We start from the raw sequence: 20,366 nt of genomic DNA on the forward strand, positions 1-20,366 counted from the left end.
CGAACGTGCGCGAGGTCTGGCTACGGGGTCCGGGGTCGGTGGACGAGCTGGCCGGGGCGTTGGCCGCGGCGCTCGACGGGGGTGACGCGGTGCTCCCCCTGGACGGCGGTGATCCGAAGGCACCCGCGTTGCTCGCGGGGATGCGGCCGGACGAGCCGGTGGAGCCGGGGACGGCGGTGATCATCGCCACCTCCGGGTCGACCGGCGAACCCAAGGGCGTCCTGCTGTCCGCCGAGGCGCTCCGGGCGTCCGCGGAGGCCACCCACGCCCGGCTCGGCGGGCCGGGCCGGTGGCTGCTCGCGACCCCGGCGAACTACATCGGCGGCCTGCAGGTGCTGGTCCGCTCGATGCTCGCCGGGCAGCCGTTCGCCGCCCTGCCGCCCGGGCCGTTCCGGGCCGAGCGCTTCGCCGAGGCCGCCCGCCCCGTGCTCGCCGGCGACGGGCCGCGCTACACCGCGATGGTGCCGACCCAGCTCACCCGCCTGCTCGACGCCGGCGGCCCCGGCCTGGCCGCGGCCAAGGCGTTCGACGCGATCATCCTCGGCGCCGCGGCCACCACCCCCGCGCTGCGCGCCCGGGCCGCGGAGGCCGGTGTCCGTATCGTCCCGTCCTACGGGATGAGCGAGACGGCCAGCGGATGCGTCTACGACGGCGTGCCGCTCGACGGCGTCGACGTGCGCATCGCCGACGACGGCCGCGTCCTCATCGCCGGTCCCGTCCTCACCCACGGCTACCGGCTGCGGCCCGACCTCACCGCGGACGCCTTCGACGGCGGGTGGTTCCGCACCGGCGACCGGGGACAGCTCCACGGCGGGCGCCTCGAGGTCCTCGGCCGCATGGACGACGTGATCAACACCGGCGGCGTCAAGGTGTCCGCGGCGACGGTGGAACGCCTGATCACGGCCCTGCCCGGGGTGCGCGAGTCGTGCGTCGTCGGGCTGCCGGACGCCGAGTGGGGCCAGATCGTGGCGGCGGCGGTCATCCCCGACGGCCAGGCGCCGAGCGTGGAGCGGTTGCGCGCCGCGGTCCGCGCCGAAGCGGGCGCGGCGGCCGTGCCGAAGCGGGTCGAGTTCGTTACCACACTCCCCCTGCGCGGGCCCGGCAAAATTGACCGGACGGCGGTCGCGGAGCAGATTTTTCCCCCGGTTGGTTGACATCGGGCGCGGTCCGTTTTTCAGTAAGCCAATGAGATCACTGAAACGTTTCCTGGTCGCGGCCGTCGGAGCCGCCTTCGCCGTCCTCGCCGTGGCCGGCACCGCGGCGGCCGATCCACCGCAACCCGACTCCGGCACCTTGACCTGGTCCGTCCCGGTCGACGGGGAGTAGGCCCGCTCGACGAGAATGCAGTCATGGCGACTGTGACGGAATGGATCGAGGGTGCCCGGCCCCGGACGCTGCCCAACGCGGTGGCACCGGTGGTGGCGGGCGTGGGGGCGACGATCCAGCTGGGGGCCTTCTCCTGGTGGCAGTCCGTGCTGGCGCTCCTCGTCGCCCTCGCGCTGATCATCGGGGTCAACTTCGCGAACGACTACTCCGACGGCATCCGCGGCACGGACACCGACCGGGTCGGCCCGCTCCGACTGGTCGGGTCCGGTGCCGCGGCGCCGAAGCTCGTGCTGGCCGCGGCCCTGACCTGCTTCGGCACGGCCGGGGTGGTCGGGCTGGTGCTGGTGGCGGTCACCGGGCGGTGGTGGCTGCTCGCCATGGGCGCCGCGTGCATCCTCGGCGCGTGGTTCTACACCGGCGGCCGCAAGCCCTACGGGTACGCCGGGCTCGGCGAGGTCGCGGTGTTCATCTTCTTCGGGCTGGCCGCCGTACTGGGGACGGTGTACGTGCAGGCCGGTTCGGTCAGCTGGGAGGCCCTGGGCTCGGCGGTGGCCGTCGGGTGCTTCTCGATGGCGGTGCTGGTGGCGAACAACCTGCGGGACATCCCGACCGACCGGGTGGCGGGGAAGGTGACCCTCGCGGTCCGGCTGGGCGACGCCGGTACGCGGCGGTTCTACCTGGCGTTGATCGCGGTGCCGTACGTGGTGACGCTGCTGCTGGCGATCGGGCACCCGTGGCCGTTGATCGCACTGGTCACGGCGCCGCTGTTCGTGACGCCGGTGCGGGCGATCACGAGCGGCGGCACGGGGCCGCGGTTGATCCCGGTGCTGAAGGACACCGGGCTGGCGATGCTGGCCTGGTCGGTGCTGACCGCGGTGGGGCTCGCGGTCAGCTGATCCACTTGCCGCTGGCCAGGAACCGCTCCATCCGCGCGGTGTGGGGGGCCAGGTCGAAGCCCTGCTCGGCGATCCACTCGTCGTTGTAGTAGGTGTGCGCGTAGCGTTCGCCGCCGTCGCAGATGAGCGTCACCACACTGCCCACCTGGCCCGCCTCGAGCATGCCCGCGATGATCTCGAACGCCGCGTACAGCGCCGTGCCGGTCGAGCCGCCGGCCCAGTGCCCCGTGCGCTCCCGCAGCAACCTGATCGCCGCCAGGGACGCCGCGTCCGGAACCTGGATCATGTGGTCGATCACGGTCGGCACGAAGGACGGTTCCACGCGTGGCCGTCCGATGCCCTCGATGCGCGACGGCATCCCCGTCGTGTAGTCCATCGCGCCGGTCTCCCACGCCCCGAAGAACGACGAGTTCTCCGGGTCCGCCACCGCGATCTTCGTGGTGTGCCGCCGGTACCGCACGTACCGGCCGAAGGTCGCGCTCGTCCCGCCGGTGCCCGCGCCCACCACGATCCACGACGGCACCGGATGCCGCTCGGCGCGCATCTGGGCGAACACGGACTCCGCGATGTTGTTGTTGCCGCGCCAGTCGGTGGCCCGCTCGGCGTAGGTGAACTGGTCGAGGTAGTGCCCACCGCACTCGGCCGCGAGCCGTTCGGCCTCCGAGTACATCGCGGACGGGATGTCGACGAAGTGACACCGGCCGCCGTAGAACTCGATCAGCTCGATCTTCTCCCGGCTCGTCCTGCGCGGCACCACCGTCACGAAGTCCAGGCCGAGCATCCGGGCGAAGTACGCCTCGGACACCGCGGTCGACCCGCTGGACGCCTCGATCAACGTCGTGTCCGGGCCGATCTGTCCGTTGACCAGCGCGTACAGCAGCAGCGATCGCGCCAGCCGGTGCTTGAGCGAACCGGTGGGGTGCACCGACTCGTCCTTCAGGTACAGGTCGACGCCCCATTCCGGCGGCAGCGGGAAGCAGTGCAGGTGGGTGTCGGCGCTGCGGTTGGCGTCGGCTTCGATGAGGCGGATCGCCTCGCGCACCCACGCCCTATTCGCCGGCGGCATCCTCGCCCCGCAACCGGGCACGCAGCTTCGCCCGCTCCCGTGCCCGGTTCTCGTTGCGCGCCGCGAGACCGGCGGTGACCCGCGCGTTCAGCTTGCGGAACGCGAGCAGCCCGACCGGCAGGCCGACCACGACACCGACGGCCAAGGCGACCAGCAGCGGCACCTTGAACAGGACGAGCACGGCCGCCACGACGACGATGAGCCCGAACCGCGCGAGCAGGTACAGCGTCAGGTCGCGGCCCAGGTGGGTACGGGTCTCGCTCACGTCTGCCGAGCCTACGCGCCCGCCGGGGGCGGATCTTCGAGCACCGTGTTGTTCGGCCTGCCCTCGAACCGGGTGGACAGCACCACGGTGGTCCGCGTCCGGGCGACGCCGCCGATCCGCCGCAGCCGGCCGAGCGTGTGCTCCAGCTCGTCCACCGTCGGCACCCGGACCTTGACCACGAACGCCTCGTCCCCGGCCACCGCGTAACAGCTCTCGACCTCGGGCAACGCGCCCAGCTCCTCGGCCACGTCGTTGTCGTCGGCGGTGTCGGTGGGCTGGATGCCGACCAGCGCGGTGACGCCGAGCCCGACCGTGCTCGGGTTCACCGTCGCGTGGTAGCCGGTGATCACGCCGGCCGCCTCGAGCTTGCCGACGCGCTCGTGCACGGACGACGCGGACAGGCCGACCGTTCTGCCCAGCTCCGCGTAGGTGGCGCGGCCGTTGAGCCGCAGCGCGGCGATGATCTTGCGGTCCAGGGCATCCACGGGACCAGCCTAGGTGGCCGCTCCCCCGTCCCGGCATCCGCTGGCCGGGAGGATGCTTAGCGTACGCAAGCTGGGCGTTTTGTCCATTACTTACCCTTTACTCTTCGACAACCGTTCGAGTACCTGGCGGGTGAGATGACACGATTGCGGCGTTGAAAAACCGGGGCTTCGACCTCCGGTTTAGCAGTGTGGTCGTGAAGGAGGCGGAAAATGACCGCGAGCACGGGAGGGCGCCTGCTGACGCCCGGCGAAGTCGCCGCGTTGTTCCGGGTGGACCCGAAGACCGTGACCCGGTGGGCGACTGCGGGCCGCATCGGCTCGATCCGCACCCCGGGCGGACACCGGCGCTTCCGGGAGTCCGAGGTCAACGCCCTGCTGGCCGAGCTCACCACGGACGCGAGCGAGCCGTCCCGCGTCTGAGGCGAGCAGCATGACCCCGCGGACCGGCAAGGACGCCGGAACCCGCGGGGCTTCGGCGCGCTCAGGGAGAACTCACGCCCGAGGGGTTACCCTCGGTGCAGCAGTTCCGCGCCAACGCACTCGGAAGGGAGCGGGGATGATCTACCTGCTCGCAGCGATCGGAGCGCTCACCATCGCTGTCCTGTTGTGGCGAGCGTTCGGCCCCGAACGCGTGGGGGTGTCCTCGCGAGCGACGGTCCCGCCGGACGACGATCCCGAGTTCCTGCGCAAGATCGGCGAGCAGAAGCCCCCGAAGTCCGACGACGACTGACCGCACCGCTGTGCGGGCCGGCCCGGGATTTCGTTACCGCTTACCCGGGAACGCGTCCGCCATCGTGGCGGCGAGTTCCAGCAACGCCATCCGCGTCTCCGGTGTCAGACGCTCCAGCTCGATCTCCGCGCCCTCTTCCAGGTGCGGGTCGAACGGGATCCGGCACACCGCCCGGGTCCGTGCCGCGAAGTGCGCGGCCAGCTTGTCCAGGTCGACCGAACCCGCCTTGGGGCGCACCGAGTTGATCACGGTCACCGACCGTTTCACCAGGTCGCCGTAGCCGTGTGCGTCCAGCCAGTCGAGCGTCGCCGACGCGCTGCGCGACCCGTCCACCGAGCCCGAGGACACCACGACCAGCGCGTCGGCCGCGTCCAGCACGCCCTTCATCGCCGAGTGCATCAGGCCGGTGCCGCAGTCGGTGAGCACGATGTTGTAGAAGTGCTCCAGCAGGTTCACCGTGCGCAGGTAGTCGGCCTCGGAGAACGCCTCCGACACCGCCGGGTCCTGCTCACTGGCGAGGATCTCCAGCCGGCTCGACCCCTGTGACGTGTAGGCCCGCACGTCGCTGTAGCGCGTGATCTTGTCCGCGTCCCGCAGCAGGTGCCGCACCGTCGCGGTGGTCTCGATCGGGATCTTCTGCGACAGCGTGCCGCGGTCGGGGTTGGCGTCCACCGCGATCACGCGGTCACCCCGCAGCGCCCCGAACGTCGAGCCGAGCGTGGTGGTGATCGTCGTCTTGCCGACCCCGCCCTTGAGGCTCAGCATCGCGATCCGGAAGCACCCGCGCAGCGGCTGGTTGACGCGCGCGACCAGCTCGCGCTGGCGCTGCTCGGCGGGGCTCTCCCCCGGGTTGATCAGCTTGCCGGAGGCGAGGTAGACGGCCTTGCGCCAGCCGGACTGCGGCACGCGCTTAGGCGGCCGCACCGGGCTCTCGGCGGCGGTGTGGCGTGGCCGCGAGGGCTGCGGCAGGGGCGGGTACGGGTACTGCGGCTGCCCGTACTGCTGCTGCATCGGGGGCAGGTTCGGGTCGTAGCCGGGCTGCTGCGGCCACGGGCGGCGGGGTGGGACCGGGTGCGAGGTGGAGTCGGTGCGTTCGTCGGAGAAGTAGGACTCGGGCTCTCGCGGCTCGGTCATCAGCCGACCCCGGCGTAGGAATGCAGGCCCGTGGTGACCAGGTTGACGAAGAACAGGTTGAACACGGTGACCGCGAACCCGACGGTGTTGATGACCGCCGCGCGGGTGCCGCGCCAGCCCGCCGTCGCCCGCGAGTGCAGGTACGCCGCGTAGACGACCCACGCGATGAACGCGGTGGTCTCCTTGGGGTCCCAGCCCCAGAACCGGCCCCACGCGGCCTCGGCCCACACCGCGCCGCACAGGACGCCGAAGGTGAACAGCGGGAACGCGAAGACGGTGGTGCGGTAGGCGATGCGGTCGAGCACGTCGGCCGCGGGCAGCCGCGAGCCGAACCGGGCGAAGCGCTCCGGGTTGCGCTCGTGGGCCGTGCGGACCAGGTACAGGATGCTGGCCACGCCGGGCACCAGGAAGATGCCGGACGACGTCGCCGCCGCGGACACGTGGATGACCAGCCAGTACGACTGCAGCGCCGGCTGGACGGGGGCGGCCACGGTGTAGAGCATCGTGCCGCCGATGAACATCAGGATGACGACCGGCAGCAGCAGGAAACCGGACAGGTGCCGCGCCGGGAACTTGCGGATCACCACGAGCCACGTCACCACGGCGATGAACGTCACCGCCATGATGTATTCGTACATGTTGCCCCACGGCACGCGGTGCGTCGCCAGCCCGCGCAGCACCAGCGCGGCGAGGTGCAGCAGGACGCCCAGGACGGTCAGCGCGGCGCCCATCCGGCCGATGCGCTCGGCGCGGCCGCGGGTGGCGCGGGCCGCCGGAGTTTCAGCCGGAGGGGTGAGGCTCTCGACCGTGTCCGGACCACCGGCGCCCACCAGTTCGCGCGCCCGCTCCCGGGTGCGCTCGGCCGCACGGCGGCCCTTCGCGCCGAATGACTGTTCGATGAGGAAGAAGACCAGCGCCAGCACGTAGATGGCGGTTGCCGTCGTGTAGGACCAGTCGCTGTACTGGGACAACGTCTCGTTAACAGCAGCGCCCGGCATCTCCGCTTACCTCCGTTTGCCTGTGAGCAGCTCGTCCGCGATCCGGGTGAACTCCTCGCCGTAGCCCGCCTGGTCGGTGCGAGCGAGCCCGCCCACCTCGACCACGGTACCTGTCCCGGCCTCGCCGTCCGGGACGACCCGCACCCACAGCCTGCGGCGTTTGACGACCAACGACAACCCGAGCCCGAGCAGCATCGCGACGGCGAACCCGAGCACGTACGTCTGGGTGGGGTCGTGCGAGATCTGCAGCGACACGTAGCGCTGCACCCCGTCGAACCGCACCGCGGTGCCGTCGTCGAGGGTGATCGTCTGGCCGGCGGTCAGGTTCGACCGGGCGACCCGCGCCAGGCGCCCGTCGTCCACCATGGACTGGTCGATCGAGAAGATCGACTGGCTCTGACCGGAGTCGAGGCCGAGGTCGCCGCGCATCACGTCGACCGCGACCATCGGGTTGGTCATCTGCGGGCCGCCGCCGGTGAGCACGCCGCCGTGCAGCAGGCCGTCCGGCGCGAACAGGCCGGTGATCGCCAGCTGCTTGGTGCGCCGCTCGAACGGGTCGGTGATGCCCGGCGGGTCGAACTTGGTCGCACCCTCGTTCAGTGTCCCGGTGCCGTCGGTGGGCCGCCACTGGGTCGCCTGGGTGCGCTGGGTGCCGTCCGGCCAGGTGATGGTGAAGATCGGCGAGTAGCCGTTGCCCAGCAGGTAGACGCGGTCGCCCGCGGTGCGCAGCGGCGAGTTGACCTCGAGCAGGTAGTCGCGCCACGTGCCGGTCTCCAGGTCCGCGCCGGACTGGTACTGCACGTGCGACTTGTACTGGACGGGCTGGCCCGCCTCGGTGAACTCGGCGCTGAAGTCGTTGACCTTGACGCAGAACGGCTCCAGGTCGGTGCCGTCGACGCGCAGGCCCGGGGTGAACGAGTCGTAGGCGTAGATCCCGGAGTTGCAGAACTGGGACCCGTTGGCCTGGACGATCACCTGGCCCTCGTAGGTGTACATCTTGCCCAGCGCGAAGGCGATGATCAGGCCGAGCATCGCGAAGTGGAAGACCAGGTTGCCGGTCTCGCGCAGGTAGCCGCGCTCGGCGCTGATCGAGCGGGCCCCGTCGGCCTCCTCGCGCTCGACGGTGCGCCAGCCCTTGAGGCGGGTGCGCGCCGCGGCCAGGACCTCGTCGGCGTCGCGCGGCGTGGTCGCGCGGCTGAAGTGGGGCAGCCGGGACAGGTTGCGCGGGGTGAGCACCGGCTTGGCGCCCATCGCCTTGAAGTACTCGACGCTGCGCGGCAGCAGGCAGCCGACCAGCGAGATCATCAGCAGCAGGTAGATCGCCGAGAACCAGACGCTGGAGTAGACGTCGAAGAACTGCAGGCGGTCCAGCAGCGTGCCCCACCAGCCGTGGTCGGCGATGTACTGCGCGGTCTTCGGGGCGTTGAGCGTGCGCTGCGGCAGCAGGGCGCCGGGCAGCGCGGCGAGCGCGAGCAGGAACAGCAGGATCAGCGCGGTGCGCATCGCGGTGAGCCCGCGCCAGGTGTTGCGCAGGAGCGCCAGCACGCGCTGGGCCGGCGAGTTGCGGTACCGCTTGGGGTCCGGCGGGGCTTCGGTGGCGGTCACAGCGGCAGCACCGTGTCCGTGACGAAGGCGTTGCGGATCCAGCCGACCAGCTCGCCCCACAGGCCGGTGACCAGCAGCACGCCGACGACGAGCAGCAGCACGCCGCCGAAGATCTGGACGGCGCGGCCGTTGCGCCGCAGCCAGTCGGTGGCGCGCACGGCCCAGCGCGCGCCGAACGCGATCAGCAGGAACGGCACACCCAGGCCCAGGCAGTAGACCAGGACCAGCAGGAACCCGCGGGCGCCGCTGGAGCCGGTGCCCGCGGCCAGCGACAGCACACCGGACAGGGTCGGGCCGATGCACGGCGTCCAGCCGAGGGCGAACACGGCGCCCAGCAGCGGCGCGCCGAGCAGCCCGCCACGCGGGACCCGGTGCGAGCGGACGTCCCGCTGCAGCGCCGGGATCAGGCCGAGGAAGACCAGGGCCATCGCGATGGTGATCACGCCACCGACGCGCTGCAGCAGGTCCTGGTTGACCAGCAGGGCGTCGGCGAGCCAGACCAGGCTGCCCACGCCCGCGGCGAAGACGACGGTGAAGCCGAGCACGAAGAGGCCGGCCGCCGCGACGACGGCGTAGCGGCCCTTCTTGCGGCCCTCGTCCGCGGACACGGCGGGCGCGTCGGCACCGACGAGGGCGGCGAGGTAGGCGAGGTAACCCGGCACGAGCGGGACGACGCACGGCGAGGCGAACGAGATGGCGCCGGCGAGCAGGGCGACCCCGGCGGCGAGCAGCAGCGGCCCGGAGGTCGCCAGCTCGGTCACGGAGTTCACGGTTCGAGGGTAAGCAGTGAGTTCGGTGTGAGTTCACCGGGCTGGCCTCGGCCGATCGGCCGAGACGGCCGCGGCCCATCGTCCGAAGCGGACGCCGTGGGCGCCACCCTACCTTTCTCGGCATGACGATTCCGCTGCGTGTCCACGCGTTGCTGTCCGTGCTGGCCGGAGCGCCACCGGTGTGGGAGATCTCTCGTACCGAACTCGCCTGGCGGTCCCTGCCGTTCCTGCTCTGCTGCGCGCTCACGGCCGCCGCGCCGTGGGCCGCGCTGTACTCCAGGTGGTGGGCCGGAGTGCTGCCGGCCGCGGTGGGCGTGCTGGGCTCGGCGGCGCTCGCGCTCGCGATGGACCACCTGCCGGCCCGTCCCGAGGTGATGAACCTGCCGGTCGTGCAGGCGGCCGGGCTGCTCGCGGTGCTGGTGGTCGTGCTCCGCGACGCCGGCAGGTGGGGCGCCGCGCTCGGGGTGTCCGCGCTGACGCTGTCCGCCGCGGCCGCCGTCGCCGGGATCCAGCAGTGGGCGCGGCACACGCACGCCATCGACACGCCGCACCCGCCGACCGTCGCCGGCACCGCGTTCCTGCTGTTCGGCGGCGCGCTGGCGCTCGGCGTCTTCCTGCGCTCCGGCTACTCCGCGGCCAGCCGCTGGACCACCGGCAGCACGTCGGCGGCCAGGATGGACCTGAGGTAGACGGCGGCGACGCGTTGCTGCTTGTCCAGGATGATCGTCGACGGCACCGCGTTGCGCGGGTACCCGGACAGGCTCAGCAGGCTGCGGCCCGGCGGGTCGTAGATCGACGGGTAGGTCAGCTGCCGGTTGCGCACGAAGTCCTGCGGCGCCGACCGGTCGTCGTCGCGGACGTCGAGACCCAGCACCTGCACGCCCTGCGCCTGGGTCTGGGTGGCGAGCTTCTCCAGCTCCGGCGCCTCGGTGCGGCACGGCGCGCACCACTGGCCCCAGATGTTGATCACGACGACCTTGCCCGCGTAGTCGGCGACCGAGATCGTCTTGCCCTCGGTCATCAGGTCCTCGCCGGACAGCTTCGGGATCGGCTGCCGGTCGGCGCCCTCGTAGGTGATGTCGGTCTTGCCGCCGGGCGCGACGAACTGGAAGTTGCTGCCCTGCGACACCGCATCGCTGCCGGTGCTGCACCCGGCGAGCGCGAACGCACCCGCCAGCACCGCCGCCAGTAGTCGTTTCATGCCCCGGTCACCTTCGGGTCGGTGGCGCCGGCCGGCTCGCTGTAGACGATCTCGCGCAGCTCCTCGCCGTCGAACACCAGGCTCGTCAGCGACGCCAGCGAGCACTGGCGGCGGCGCGGGTCGTGCCACAGCGGCTTCGCTTCGAGGAACCGGCGCAGCGTCCAGATCGGCAGCTGGTGCGACACGCACAGCGCCTCGTGCCCCTCGGCCTTGCCCCGGGCCCGCTGCACCGCGGCGAACATCCGGTGCGCGATCTCCACGTACGGCTCGCCCCAGGACGGCAGGAACGGGTTGCGCAGCTTGCTCCAGTGCCGCGGCTGGCGCAGCGCGCCGTCGCCGACCGCGACGCGCTGGCCCTCGAACTGGTTGCCCGCCTCGATCAGCCGCTCGTCGGTCTGCACGTCGAGCCGGTGCGCCGCGGCGATCGGCGCCGCCGTCTCCTGCGCGCGCTGCAGCGGCGAGGCGACGACGTGCACGATGTCGTGCGCGGCGAGCGCCTCGGCGACGGTGAGGGCCTGGCGCTTCCCGCGCTCCGACAGGTGGAACCCGGGCAGGCGGCCGTAGAGGATCCCGTCCGGGTTGTGCACTTCGCCGTGCCGCAGCAGGTGCACGATCGTCGTCACTTCGCGGCCTCCGCGGCGGCCTTCGCGGCCGCGGGCAGCGCGGCCTCGATGGTCTCGAAGGCGGCGTCGTCCATCGCGGAGTTGACGAACCAGGCCTCGAACGGGCTCGGCGGCCCGTACACGCCGCGCTCCAGCAGCGCGTGGAAGAACGGCGGGAAACGCCAGGTGTCGGCGCTGGTGGCGTCGTGGTAGTTGCGCACCGGCTCCTCGCGGAAGAACACGCTGAGCAGGTTGCCGGCGTAGGCGACGTGGTGCGGGACGCTCGCCTTGGTCAGCGCCTCGGTGAACAGGGCGCCCAGGCGCTGGGAGTTGGCGTCGAGGCGGCGGTACACCTCGTCGTCGGCCGCGCGCAGGGTCGCCAGGCCGGTGGCGACGGCGACCGGGTTCCCGGACAGCGTGCCGGCCTGGTAGACCGGGCCGGTCGGCGCGAGGCGGGCCATCACGTCGGACCGGCCGCCGAACGCCGCGGCGGGCAGCCCGCCGGACATGACCTTGCCGAACGTGTAGAGGTCGCCGGGCACGCCCTCGACCCCGAACCAGCCGGAGCGGGACACCCGGAAGCCGGTCATGACCTCGTCCATGATCAGCAGCGCTCCGTGCTCGTGGGCGACGTCACGCAGCTGCGCGTTGAAGTCCGCCTCCGGCGCGACCGCGCCCATGTTGCCCGCGGCGGCCTCGGTGATGATCGCCGCGATCGAGTCCGGGTTGTCCGCGAAGGACCGCCGCACGGCGTCGATGTCGTTGTAGGGCAGCACGATCGTGTCCGCGGCCTGGGCACCGGTCACGCCGGGCGAGGTCGGCAGGCCGAGCGTGGCGACGCCGGAACCGGCCTGGGCGAGCAGCGCGTCGACGTGGCCGTGGTAGCAGCCGGCGAACTTGATGATCTTGGCGCGGCCGGTGAACCCGCGGGCGAGGCGGATCGCGCTCATCGTCGCCTCGGTCCCGGAGTTGACCAGCCGCACCTGGTGCACCGGGTCGACGCGGCCGATGATCTCCTCGGCCAGCTCGACCTCGCCGGTCGTCGGCGTGCCGAACGACAAACCGGAGCTCGCCGCCTCGCGCGCCGCCTCGACGACCGCGGGGTGGGCGTGCCCGAGGATCATCGGCCCCCACGAGGACACCAGGTCCACGTAGCGGTTGCCGTCCACGTCCCACAGGTGCGGACCCTCGGCCCGCACCATGAACCGCGGCGTGCCGCCCACCGAGTTGAACGCCCGCACCGGGGAGTTCACGCCGCCCGGTGTCGCAGCGGCGGCCCGGTCGAACCATGCCCTGGACTTGTCGACTCCTTGCGTCACAGACCCCAGTCTTGCAAAAGACCCGTCAGGCCTGGTTCAGGTGTCCGGCGAAGTAGCCGAAGTCGTCGGTGTCGCGGCTCTTGCGGCGGCGCTTGACGCGGGTCGCGAGCAGGACCTCGCGCACGGCGTCGACCAGCAGGATCCCGGCGACGAGACCCAGCCCGATCGCGCCGGACATCCAGCTGCCGACCCAGCGGGTGCTGGTCAGCACGGTGCCGTCGGTGAGCGTCACCACCACCGTCCGCACACCCTCGCCCCACAGCTGGAAGGCGCCCCACACGGCCACCACGGCCAGCACCACCTCGGCGAGCGCGACCAGCGCGCGCACGGGCTGGTTCAGCCGGGCCTGTTCAGTCACGTGAGCAGCCTCTCATGTCGCACGCGCCTCCTGCAGCGCGGTCCGCAGTGCGCCGACGTCCTTCGCCCAGGCCAGCACGACCGTGTCGTCGGTGAGGCGAAGGGGCAGCGCGTCGTACTTGTTCGGCACGGACCAGCCGCCGCCGAGGACGCGGGCACCGGTCGGGGCGCCGACGTCGGTGACCTCGGCGATCCGGTCCAGCGGCAGCTGCTCGCGGCCCTGGCACAGGGACGAGTCGGTGACCTCGACGGTCAGGAACCGCCGCCGCGCGTGGATCCACGGCGCGGTGATCGCCGCCAGTCCGAGGCCGACGAACACCCACGCGATCGCGTGGGTGGTGCCGGTGAACAGCTCGGCGAGGTAGCCGAGCACGGCGAACCCCGGCCCGTAGGCGAGGGCCCGCCAGCTCGCTCCGCGCTCGGTGTACCGGGTCACTGCTTGCGGCGACCGACCTTCGGGAAGAACGGCTGCACGGACGGGATGTACATCAGCGCCAGCGCGACGAGGCCGAGCAGCGTCGCGACCAGGGTGACGGTCGTGTAGAAACCCAGGACCAGCTGGAAGATCAGGGTGATCGCCATCAGGACCGTCAGGATGGTGCGGGCCGAGCGGGTGCCCTGGCGGGCCTTCCAGGCGAACAGCACGTACAGGGCCGCGAACGACACCGCACCGACCAGCAGGACCGCGAACAGCACGGTGAGCCCGTCGGCGATCCGCTCGGGGCTGATCTGCGGGTTGGTGTTCTCCCTGACCAGCCGGTCGATGGTGACCTGGCGGCCGAAGAACAACAGCGCGTACCCGATGACGAAGACCACGCCCGAGACGACCCACAGCCAGAACGACACCTGCACCGGCCGCGGCGGGGCGGGCCGGTCGACCTCGTCACCCGGCAGGCTCGGCGCCGGGGGCAGCCCCTGGGCGCGGCGCTCGTCGTCCGATTCGTTCGCTGCGGTCACCCATCAGAGACTACTGCGCCCCGAGCCGGCTTCGTCGACCCGCCGGGCGGCGGCGGCGCTCCCCAGCACGACACTCCCGGCGACTCCCCGCGGCAGCACGCCCGACTGGCCGCAGCGCGCGGGCAGTGCGCACCGGCGGCAGCTTCCAGCCCCCCGGCGAACGAACCCCGGTAGCGCGGCGGCGCCGGCTCCCCAGCACGGCACTCCCGCGAACGGCGGCCCGCCCTGAGCCACGGTCAGCCCCGACGCGGCGGCGACCCCGGCCACGGCAAGCCGCCGTGCGGCTCCCGGCGACGGCGAGCCTGACTGGCGGCAGCGCCCGGGCAGTGCGCACCCTCGGCAGCTCCCAGCTCCAGGCGAACGAGCCCGGAGCCCGGCGGAGCGCCGGGTCCCCCAACACGGCAATCCCGCGAACTGCAGCCCCTGAGCCGCGGTCAGCCCCGACGCAGTGGCGACCGCCGGCCACAGCAAGCCGGCCGTGCGGCGCCTCCCGGCGGCGGCAAGCCCGACCGCTAACGACGGCAAGCCGCCGTGCGGCGACTCCCCGCGGCGGCAAACCTCACTGGCCGCAGCGCCCCGGCAGTACACATCCGCAGCAGCTTCCAGCCCCATGCGAGCGAGCCCGAAGCCCGGCGGCGGCGATCGCCGGCCACGGCAAGCCGCCGTGCGGCGCCTCCCGGCGGCGGCGAGCCCGACCGCTAACCACCGCAAGCAGGTGTGTGCCGGCAGCGCGGGGGCAGTACGCACCCTCTGCAGCTTCCAGCCCCAGGCGAACGAGCCCGGGTAGCGCGGCAGCCAAGGCGGCTGCCGGCCGGGGCAGCCCGCGCGGGCTCCGGCCGCGGTCGGCTCCCGCCGCGGCGCGGGCTCAGTCCAGCCAGGCCGCCGCCTCGGTGGCCCAGTACGTGAGGATCATGTCGGCGCCCGCGCGGCGGATCGACGTCAGCACCTCGAGGATCGTCCGCTCGCGGTCCAGCCAGCCGTTCGCCGCGGCCGCTTCGACCATCGCGTACTCGCCGGAGATGTTGTACGCCGCCACCGGGATCGGCGACGCGTCCGCCGCCTGGCGGAGGATGTCCAGGTAGGACAGCGCGGGCTTGATCATGATCGCGTCGGCGCCCTCTTCGAGGTCCAGCTCGATCTCGCGCAGCGCCTCGCGCGCGTTGCCCGGGTCCTGCTGGTACGTCTTGCGGTCGCCCGTCAACTGCGAGTCCACCGCCTCCCGGAACGGGCCGTAGAACGCGCTCGCGTACTTCGCCGAGTAGGCCAGGATCCCGGTCTCCGCGTGCCCCGCCTCGTCCAGCGCCCGCCGGATCACGCCGACCTGGCCGTCCATCATGCCGCTCGGCCCGAGCATGTGCGCCCCGGCCTCGGCCTGGGCCACCGCCATGTCCGCGTACACCGACAGCGTCGCGTCGTTGTCGACCGCGCCACCCTCGTCCAGCACACCGCAGTGGCCGTGGTCGGTGAACTCGTCCAGACACGTGTCGGCCATCAGGACCGTCGAGTCGCCGAGCTCGGACCGCAGGTCGCGCAGGGCGACGTTCAGGATGCCGTTGTCGTCCACCGCACCCGAGCCCGTCGCGTCCCGCTCGGCGGGGATGCCGAACAGCATCAGGCCCCCGACCCCGGCCTGCACCGCCTCGACCGCCGCCTTGCGGAGCGTGTCCCGCGTGTGCTGCACGACGCCCGGCATGCTCGAGATGGGCCGCGGGGTCTCCGCCCCTTCGGCGACGAACATGGGCAGGATCAGCTGACGCGGCCGGAGCGTGGTCTCGCTGACCAGGCGACGCAGCGCCGCCGTGCTCCGCAACCGGCGGGGACGATGCTCGGGAAACACCCCACCGACGGTACTCCCGCCCCGGACAGCACTCAGGGCCGCCCGTGACATCTCACGGACGGCCCTGAGCAGCCGGGTCAGGAGGAGCGGCGGGTGCGCTTCGCCTTGCGCGGCGGCGGCAGGGCGCCCTCCGCGCGGAGCTTGGCGGCGTGCGCGGCCAGCGCGTCCACCAGGTGCGGCACATCGGCCACCTCGGGCTGGACGTCCACCCGCAGACCGAACTCCACCGCGGTCTCCGCGGTCTTCGGCCCGATGCACGCGACCAGCGTGCGGGTGTGCGGCTTGCCGGCGATGCCGACCAGGTTCCGCACGGTCGACGACGAGGTGAAGCAGACCGCGTCGAACCCACCGGTCTTGATCATCTCGCGGGTCTCGGCGGGCGGCGGCGCGGCCCGGACGGTCCGGTAGGCCGTGACGTCGTCGACCTCCCAGCCGCGCTCGACGAGCCCGGCCGACAGGGTCTCGGTGGCGATGTCGGCGCGCGGCAGCAGGACGCGGTTCACCGGGTCCAGCACGTCGTCGTAGGGCGGGAACTCGGCCAGCAGGCCCTCGCTGGACTGCTCGCCCTGCGGGACCATCTCCGGGTTGATGCCGAACGAGCGCACCCGCTGCGCGGTCGCCTCGCCGACGCAGGCGATCTTCACGCCGGAGAACGCGCGCGCGTCGAGCCCGAACTCCTCGAACTTCTCCCACACGGCCTTCACCGCGTTGGCCGAGGTGAACACGATCCACTGGTAGCGGCCGTCGACCAGGCCCTTGACCGCGCGCTCCATCTGGGCGGGGCTGCGCGGCGGCTCGACGGAGATCGTCGGCACCTCGTGCGAGGTGGCGCCGTGGCTGCGCAACCGGTCGGCCATCTCGCCGGCCTGCTCCTTGGTGCGCGGCACCAGGACCTTCCAGCCGTAGAGGGCCCGCGACTCCCACCAGGACAGCTTCGAGCGCTGCCCGGCCTGCTCGCCGATGGTCACCACGAGCGGGCCGACCAGCTCACCGGCGTCCTGCGACAGGCTCGCCAGAGTGGTGTCGACCGTGCGCTGGGTGTTGATGGTGCCGTTGGCGGTGACCGCGACCGGCGTGGTGCCGGCCAGGCCGTGCTCGGTCAGCGCGCCCGCGGCCTCGGCCAGCTGGGCCGACGTCGCGTGCAGCACGATCGGGCCCGGCGCCGCGGCGACCTTCACCCAGTCGACGTCACCGCGGACGTCGACGTCGGTGTAGCTGCCGCCGAGCGCGATGCCCGCGTAGGCGGGCACCGCCGACCCCGGGGTGACGCCCGGCACGACCTCGAAGACCGCGCTGGTCTTCGCGACGGCCTGCACCTCGGCCACGGCGGCGGCGCTGGTCAGCGGGTCGCCGCTGGACAGGCGCAGCACGAGGCGGCCGCCCTTGGCCTCGTTGGCGAGGTCCTTGGCGACCTCGGCCGGCTCGCCGACGGCGGGCCGGACCTCGGCGTCCGCGCTGGCGCCCGCGAGCACGCCGGCGGGCACGTCCGGGTCGGTCACCACGACCTCGGCCTTCGCCAGGAGCTCCTGGGCACGTACGGTCAGCAGTCCGGCGTCGCCGGGGCCGGAGCCCACGAAGGCGACGCGCCCAGCGGTTGTCCGCGCGGGGGTCATCGTGTCTTTCTCCTAGTAGTCGGCGCGAACGCGCCGTACCGTTCGAGGAACTTTCACCGTGATTCGCGGCCCGGGCCGGACAGCGCGCCGGCTCCGAGGTCGAGCAGCTCCGCGGCCAGGTCACGGCCGAGTTGCTCCGCTTCGCTCTTGCCGGCGACCGCCGAGGCGCGCAGCAGCTGCACGGACTCCTCGTCGAGTCCGGCGGCGGCGACCCCGCGCAGCGAGACGTTCTCGATGACCGAGCCGTCCGCGTCGAGGTCCTCCACCACCTCGGCGAGTGCGCCGACGGGCGCGCTGCAGCCGGCTTCGAGCGCGGCCAGCATGGCCCGCTCGGCCGTCACCGCGGCCCGTGTCGCTTCGTCGTCCACAATGGACCGAAGAAGGTGTTCGATGTCCACGTCGTCGACGCGGCACTCCACCGCCAGCGCGCCCTGTGCGGGCGCGGGCAGCATCTGGATCGGGTCCAGGGTCTCGGTGATCACGTCGGCCTGCCCGGTGCGGACCAGGCCCGCGCGGGCGAGCACGATGCCGTCCAGCTCGCCGTCGAAGACCTTGTTCAGCCGGGTGCCGATGTTGCCGCGGATCGGCACGACCTCCAGGCCGAGGCCGAGCGCGCGCAGCTGCGCCATCCGGCGCGGCGAGCCGGTGCCGACCCGCGATCCGGACGGCAGCTCACCCAGCGTCAGGCCGTCGCGGGCGATGAGGGCGTCCCGCGGGTCCTCCCGCGGTGGCACCGCGGCCAGGACGATGCCGTGCTGGGGAGCGGTGGGCAGGTCCTTGTACGAGTGCACGGCGACGTCGACCCGCTTGTCCAGCAGGGCCTCGCGCAGCGCGGAGGTGAACACGCCGACACCGATCTCCGTGATCGGCGCGCTGGAACGGTCGCCGGGCGTGGAGACGTGCACGACCTCCACCCGCTCGCCGGCCTTGCGCAGCGCGTCGGCGATGGTCTCGGTCTGCGCCAGGGCGAGCGCGCTGCTCCTCGTCCCGATCCGGATGGTCTTCGTCACTGGGTTTCACCGTCTGTCTGGAGGCGCTCGGTGGTCGGGCTGGACACCACGGCGGGCGAGGCCGGGTCGAGCCCGAACAGCTCGCGGAGCGCGCTGGCGTAGTCCGTGCCCTGGGTTTCCGCGGCGAGCTGCTTCACGCGCACCGTCGGCGCGTGCAGCAGCTTGTCCACGACCCGGCGCACGGTGCGGTTGACTTCGTCGCGGACCTCGGCGTCGAGATCGGGCAGCCGGTTGGACAGCCGCAGCAGTTCGGCGTCGACGACCTCGGCGGCCCGCTTGCGCAGCGCGGTGACGGTCGGGGTGACCGCGGCGCTGCGCTGCGCGGCGAGGTACTCGCGCACCTCGTCGAGCACGATGCCGTTGGCGCGGGCGATCTGCTTGGCGCTGCCCGCCGAGCCGAGCGAGTCCATCCGCTTCCGGACGGTCTCCAGGTCGACCAGGCGCACGCCGGGCAGGGTGTCCACGTCGGGGTGGACGTCACGCGGCAGGCCGAGGTCGCACACGACCACCGGCCGCCCGCCGCGGGCGAGCAGGTGCTCGGGGGTGACCACGACGTCCTGGGCACCGGTGCAGGCGACCACGACGTCGGCGTCGGCGAGGACGGCGGTCAGCTCGCCCATGCCGGCGGCCACCGCGGGCACGCCCTGCTCGGTGACGTTGGCCGCGAGCCGCTCGGCGTTGGCCAGGGTCCGGTTGACGACCGTGATCCGGCCGATGCCGCCCTTGCGCAGCTGGCTCGCCGACAACGCGCCCATCGAGCCGGCCCCGACGATCACCGCGTGCTGGCCGGCCAGGTCGGGCGCCTCGCCGAGGGCCTCGGACACCACGGACGCGCCGAGGTGGTCCAGCCCGGTCTCGGTGTGCACCCGCTTGCCGACGCGCAGGGTCGTCTGGATCAGCTCGTGCAGCGTGCGGCCGACCGTGCCGGCCTCGCGCGCGGCCGCGTAGTAGTTGCGGATCTGGCCGAGGATCTGGGTCTCGCCCACGACCATCGAGTCCAGGCCGGAGGCGACGGAGAAGATGTGCTCGACCGCGGCACCGGCGTAGTGCACGTACAGGTTGTCGTAGAGGTCGGCGGCGGCGCAGCCGGCCTGCCGGGCCAGGACCTCGGACACGTCGGCGAGGCCGCCGTGGAAGGCCTCGACCACGGCGTAGACCTCGATGCGGTTGCAGGTCGAGACGACCATGACCTCGTTCACGTGCGCCGACTGCTGCAGCTCGTGCAGCACCTTGTCGAGCTCGGTCGCCGGAATCGCGACCTTCTCCAGCGTCCGCAGGTCAGCGGTGCGATACGACAGCCCGACGGCCAGGACACTCACTTACCGCACCACCATTCCGTTACCCACGTTCTCCGCTCGCCGTGCGACGTGGAACGACAGGATCTGCAGTTCCACCGCCAGGTCGACCTTGCGCACCTCGACATGGTCGGGCACCTGGAGGACCACCGGCGCGAAGTTCAGGATGCACTGCACCCCGCCCTGGACCAGCCGGTCGGCGACCGTCTGGGCGGCGGGCGGCGGCGTCGCGATGACGCCGATCGAAATCCCTCGCTCCGAGCACACCTCGGGGATGTCGTTGAGGTGTGACACCGGAATCCCGCCGACCGGCACGCCGATCAGGTCGGGGTCGATGTCGAACAGCGCCTCGACCGGGAAACCCCGGCCGGGGAAGCCTCCGTAGTTGGCCAACGCATGTCCGAGGTTACCGATTCCGACGACGGCCACCTTGTGCTGTCGCGTGAGTCCCAGCACTCGCTCGAGCTGGCCGACCAGCACCGCGACCTCGTAGCCGACCCCGCGGGTGCCGTAGGAGCCGAGGTAGGACAGGTCCTTGCGCAGCTTGGCGGAGTTCACGCCGGCGCTGGTGGCGAGCTCCTCGCTGGCCACGGTGGTCGCGCCCTGCTCGGCCATCGCGGAGAGCACGCGCAGGTAGACCGCGAGGCGGGCGACGGCGGCTTCCGGGATCGCGCGGACCCGGGCGACCTCTTCGGTGCCGTTCTCGGTGACCGCGGGCATTTCCGCGGTGGGGGCGTTGTCGGCGTCGGGGGTGGACAGCTTCCGGGCGACGGCCGCACCGTTTCGCCGGCCACGCTGTGACACCACGCCGGCCTCCTCGTTCCACGCCCTCGACAAGCTTTCGGATTACCCCTTGACCCGGGCCGCGAAGTCGGGTTCGATGCACGGCCACCGCGGAGG

24 protein-coding genes are annotated in these 20,366 nt (G+C 72.5%); 6 read left to right on the forward strand and 18 right to left on the reverse strand.

The window, feature by feature from the left end:
* Positions 1-5 precede the first annotated feature (5 nt).
* From menE to FB470_RS08540, 3 genes are read left to right on the forward strand one after another with little or no spacing between them, the layout of a single operon-like run.
* Entirely contained in the window at positions 6-1,154 is a 1,149-nt protein-coding gene (gene menE / locus FB470_RS08530) for an o-succinylbenzoate--CoA ligase (protein ID WP_306990231.1), read from the forward strand.
* Positions 1,155-1,185: 31 nt separating this feature from the next.
* Positions 1,186-1,326, forward strand: a complete 141-nt coding sequence (locus FB470_RS08535; protein WP_306990233.1) for a hypothetical protein — start codon at positions 1,186-1,188, stop codon at positions 1,324-1,326.
* A gap of 23 nt (positions 1,327-1,349) precedes the next feature.
* Positions 1,350-2,222: a 1,4-dihydroxy-2-naphthoate polyprenyltransferase gene (locus FB470_RS08540; RefSeq protein WP_306990234.1), complete on the forward strand. Its 873-nt coding sequence runs from the start codon at positions 1,350-1,352 to the stop codon at positions 2,220-2,222.
* Here FB470_RS08540 and cds1 read toward each other — a convergent pair.
* Genes cds1 through FB470_RS08555 form a run of 3 tightly spaced genes read right to left on the reverse strand, consistent with a single transcriptional unit; the run spans position 2,215 to position 4,038 of the window.
* On the reverse strand, positions 2,215-3,288 hold the full coding sequence (gene cds1, locus FB470_RS08545; RefSeq protein WP_306990235.1) for an L-cysteine desulfhydrase Cds1: 1,074 nt from the start codon (positions 3,286-3,288) through the stop codon (positions 2,215-2,217). The genes FB470_RS08540 and cds1 overlap by 8 nt on opposite strands.
* A complete protein-coding gene (locus tag FB470_RS08550) occupies positions 3,272-3,553 on the reverse strand; it encodes a DUF4229 domain-containing protein (protein ID WP_306990237.1) in 282 nt (93 codons plus the stop codon). Before FB470_RS08550 ends, cds1 begins: the two co-directional genes overlap by 17 nt.
* Positions 3,554-3,564: 11 nt before the next feature.
* On the reverse strand, positions 3,565-4,038 hold the full coding sequence (locus FB470_RS08555) for an Lrp/AsnC family transcriptional regulator (RefSeq protein ID WP_306990239.1): 474 nt from the start codon (positions 4,036-4,038) through the stop codon (positions 3,565-3,567).
* Between the two features lie 210 nt (positions 4,039-4,248).
* Here FB470_RS08555 and FB470_RS08560 point away from each other — a divergent pair, with 210 nt between their 5' ends.
* Positions 4,249-4,458, forward strand: a complete 210-nt coding sequence (locus FB470_RS08560) for a BldC family transcriptional regulator (protein ID WP_191245443.1) — start codon at positions 4,249-4,251, stop codon at positions 4,456-4,458.
* 136 nt (positions 4,459-4,594) lie between these two features.
* The gene (locus tag FB470_RS08565) at positions 4,595-4,768 is read left to right on the forward strand and encodes a hypothetical protein (protein WP_306990240.1); all 174 of its coding nucleotides are present in this window, start codon (positions 4,595-4,597) and stop codon (positions 4,766-4,768) included.
* A 33-nt stretch (positions 4,769-4,801) separates the two neighbouring features.
* Here FB470_RS08565 and FB470_RS08570 read toward each other — a convergent pair whose 3' ends face one another.
* From FB470_RS08570 to FB470_RS08585, 4 genes are read right to left on the reverse strand one after another with little or no spacing between them, the layout of a single operon-like run.
* On the reverse strand, positions 4,802-5,902 hold the full coding sequence (locus tag FB470_RS08570; RefSeq protein WP_306990242.1) for a MinD/ParA family ATP-binding protein: 1,101 nt from the start codon (positions 5,900-5,902) through the stop codon (positions 4,802-4,804).
* Positions 5,902-6,900, reverse strand: a complete 999-nt coding sequence (ccsB, locus tag FB470_RS08575; protein WP_306990244.1) for a c-type cytochrome biogenesis protein CcsB — start codon at positions 6,898-6,900, stop codon at positions 5,902-5,904. The genes FB470_RS08570 and ccsB overlap by 1 nt, the downstream gene beginning before the upstream one ends.
* A 6-nt stretch (positions 6,901-6,906) precedes the next feature.
* Positions 6,907-8,505 (reverse strand): cytochrome c biogenesis protein ResB, encoded by a 1,599-nt coding sequence (gene resB / locus FB470_RS08580; RefSeq protein WP_306990245.1) that lies wholly within the window; start codon positions 8,503-8,505, stop codon positions 6,907-6,909.
* Positions 8,502-9,275, reverse strand: coding sequence for a cytochrome c biogenesis CcdA family protein (locus tag FB470_RS08585; RefSeq protein WP_306990246.1), 774 nt, complete (start codon positions 9,273-9,275; stop codon positions 8,502-8,504). Before FB470_RS08585 ends, resB begins: the two co-directional genes overlap by 4 nt.
* 122 nt (positions 9,276-9,397) lie before the next feature.
* Here FB470_RS08585 and FB470_RS08590 point away from each other — a divergent pair, with 122 nt between their 5' ends.
* The gene (locus FB470_RS08590) at positions 9,398-9,964 is read left to right on the forward strand and encodes a hypothetical protein (RefSeq protein ID WP_306990248.1); all 567 of its coding nucleotides are present in this window, start codon (positions 9,398-9,400) and stop codon (positions 9,962-9,964) included.
* On the opposite strand, the gene FB470_RS08595 is transcribed toward FB470_RS08590, so the two are convergent.
* The 11 genes from FB470_RS08595 to FB470_RS08645 form a co-directional block, all read right to left on the reverse strand.
* On the reverse strand, positions 9,901-10,476 hold the full coding sequence (locus FB470_RS08595) for a TlpA family protein disulfide reductase (RefSeq protein WP_306990249.1): 576 nt from the start codon (positions 10,474-10,476) through the stop codon (positions 9,901-9,903). The two genes, FB470_RS08590 and FB470_RS08595, sit on opposite strands and share 64 nt — an antisense overlap.
* Positions 10,473-11,099: a histidine phosphatase family protein gene (locus tag FB470_RS08600; RefSeq protein ID WP_306990250.1), complete on the reverse strand. Its 627-nt coding sequence runs from the start codon at positions 11,097-11,099 to the stop codon at positions 10,473-10,475. The genes FB470_RS08595 and FB470_RS08600 overlap by 4 nt, the downstream gene beginning before the upstream one ends.
* Entirely contained in the window at positions 11,096-12,397 is a 1,302-nt protein-coding gene (gene hemL, locus FB470_RS08605) for a glutamate-1-semialdehyde 2,1-aminomutase (protein ID WP_306990251.1), read from the reverse strand. The genes FB470_RS08600 and hemL overlap by 4 nt, the downstream gene beginning before the upstream one ends.
* A 25-nt stretch (positions 12,398-12,422) precedes the next feature.
* Positions 12,423-12,755 (reverse strand): hypothetical protein, encoded by a 333-nt coding sequence (locus FB470_RS08610; RefSeq protein WP_306990252.1) that lies wholly within the window; start codon positions 12,753-12,755, stop codon positions 12,423-12,425.
* Between the two features lie 12 nt (positions 12,756-12,767).
* Positions 12,768-13,190, reverse strand: a complete 423-nt coding sequence (locus tag FB470_RS08615) for a hypothetical protein (protein ID WP_306990255.1) — start codon at positions 13,188-13,190, stop codon at positions 12,768-12,770.
* Positions 13,187-13,711, reverse strand: a complete 525-nt coding sequence (locus FB470_RS08620; protein ID WP_306990257.1) for a hypothetical protein — start codon at positions 13,709-13,711, stop codon at positions 13,187-13,189. The genes FB470_RS08615 and FB470_RS08620 overlap by 4 nt, the downstream gene beginning before the upstream one ends.
* Before the next feature lie 865 nt (positions 13,712-14,576).
* The gene (gene hemB, locus FB470_RS08625; protein WP_306990259.1) at positions 14,577-15,548 is read right to left on the reverse strand and encodes a porphobilinogen synthase; all 972 of its coding nucleotides are present in this window, start codon (positions 15,546-15,548) and stop codon (positions 14,577-14,579) included.
* 77 nt (positions 15,549-15,625) lie between these two features.
* Entirely contained in the window at positions 15,626-17,161 is a 1,536-nt protein-coding gene (locus FB470_RS08630; protein WP_306990260.1) for a bifunctional uroporphyrinogen-III C-methyltransferase/uroporphyrinogen-III synthase, read from the reverse strand.
* A 53-nt stretch (positions 17,162-17,214) separates the two neighbouring features.
* Positions 17,215-18,171, reverse strand: coding sequence for a hydroxymethylbilane synthase (hemC, locus tag FB470_RS08635; protein WP_306990261.1), 957 nt, complete (start codon positions 18,169-18,171; stop codon positions 17,215-17,217).
* Complete coding sequence (locus tag FB470_RS08640; RefSeq protein WP_306990262.1) at positions 18,168-19,490, reverse strand: glutamyl-tRNA reductase; 1,323 nt, start codon at positions 19,488-19,490, stop codon at positions 18,168-18,170. Before FB470_RS08640 ends, hemC begins: the two co-directional genes overlap by 4 nt.
* The gene (locus FB470_RS08645; protein WP_306990264.1) at positions 19,491-20,273 is read right to left on the reverse strand and encodes a redox-sensing transcriptional repressor Rex; all 783 of its coding nucleotides are present in this window, start codon (positions 20,271-20,273) and stop codon (positions 19,491-19,493) included. It abuts the gene before it with no gap.
* Positions 20,274-20,366 lie beyond the last annotated feature (93 nt).

Origin of the sequence: Amycolatopsis thermophila, assembly GCF_030814215.1 — a bacterium.
Taxonomy (GTDB): Bacteria; Actinomycetota; Actinomycetes; order Mycobacteriales; family Pseudonocardiaceae; genus Amycolatopsis_E; species Amycolatopsis_E thermophila.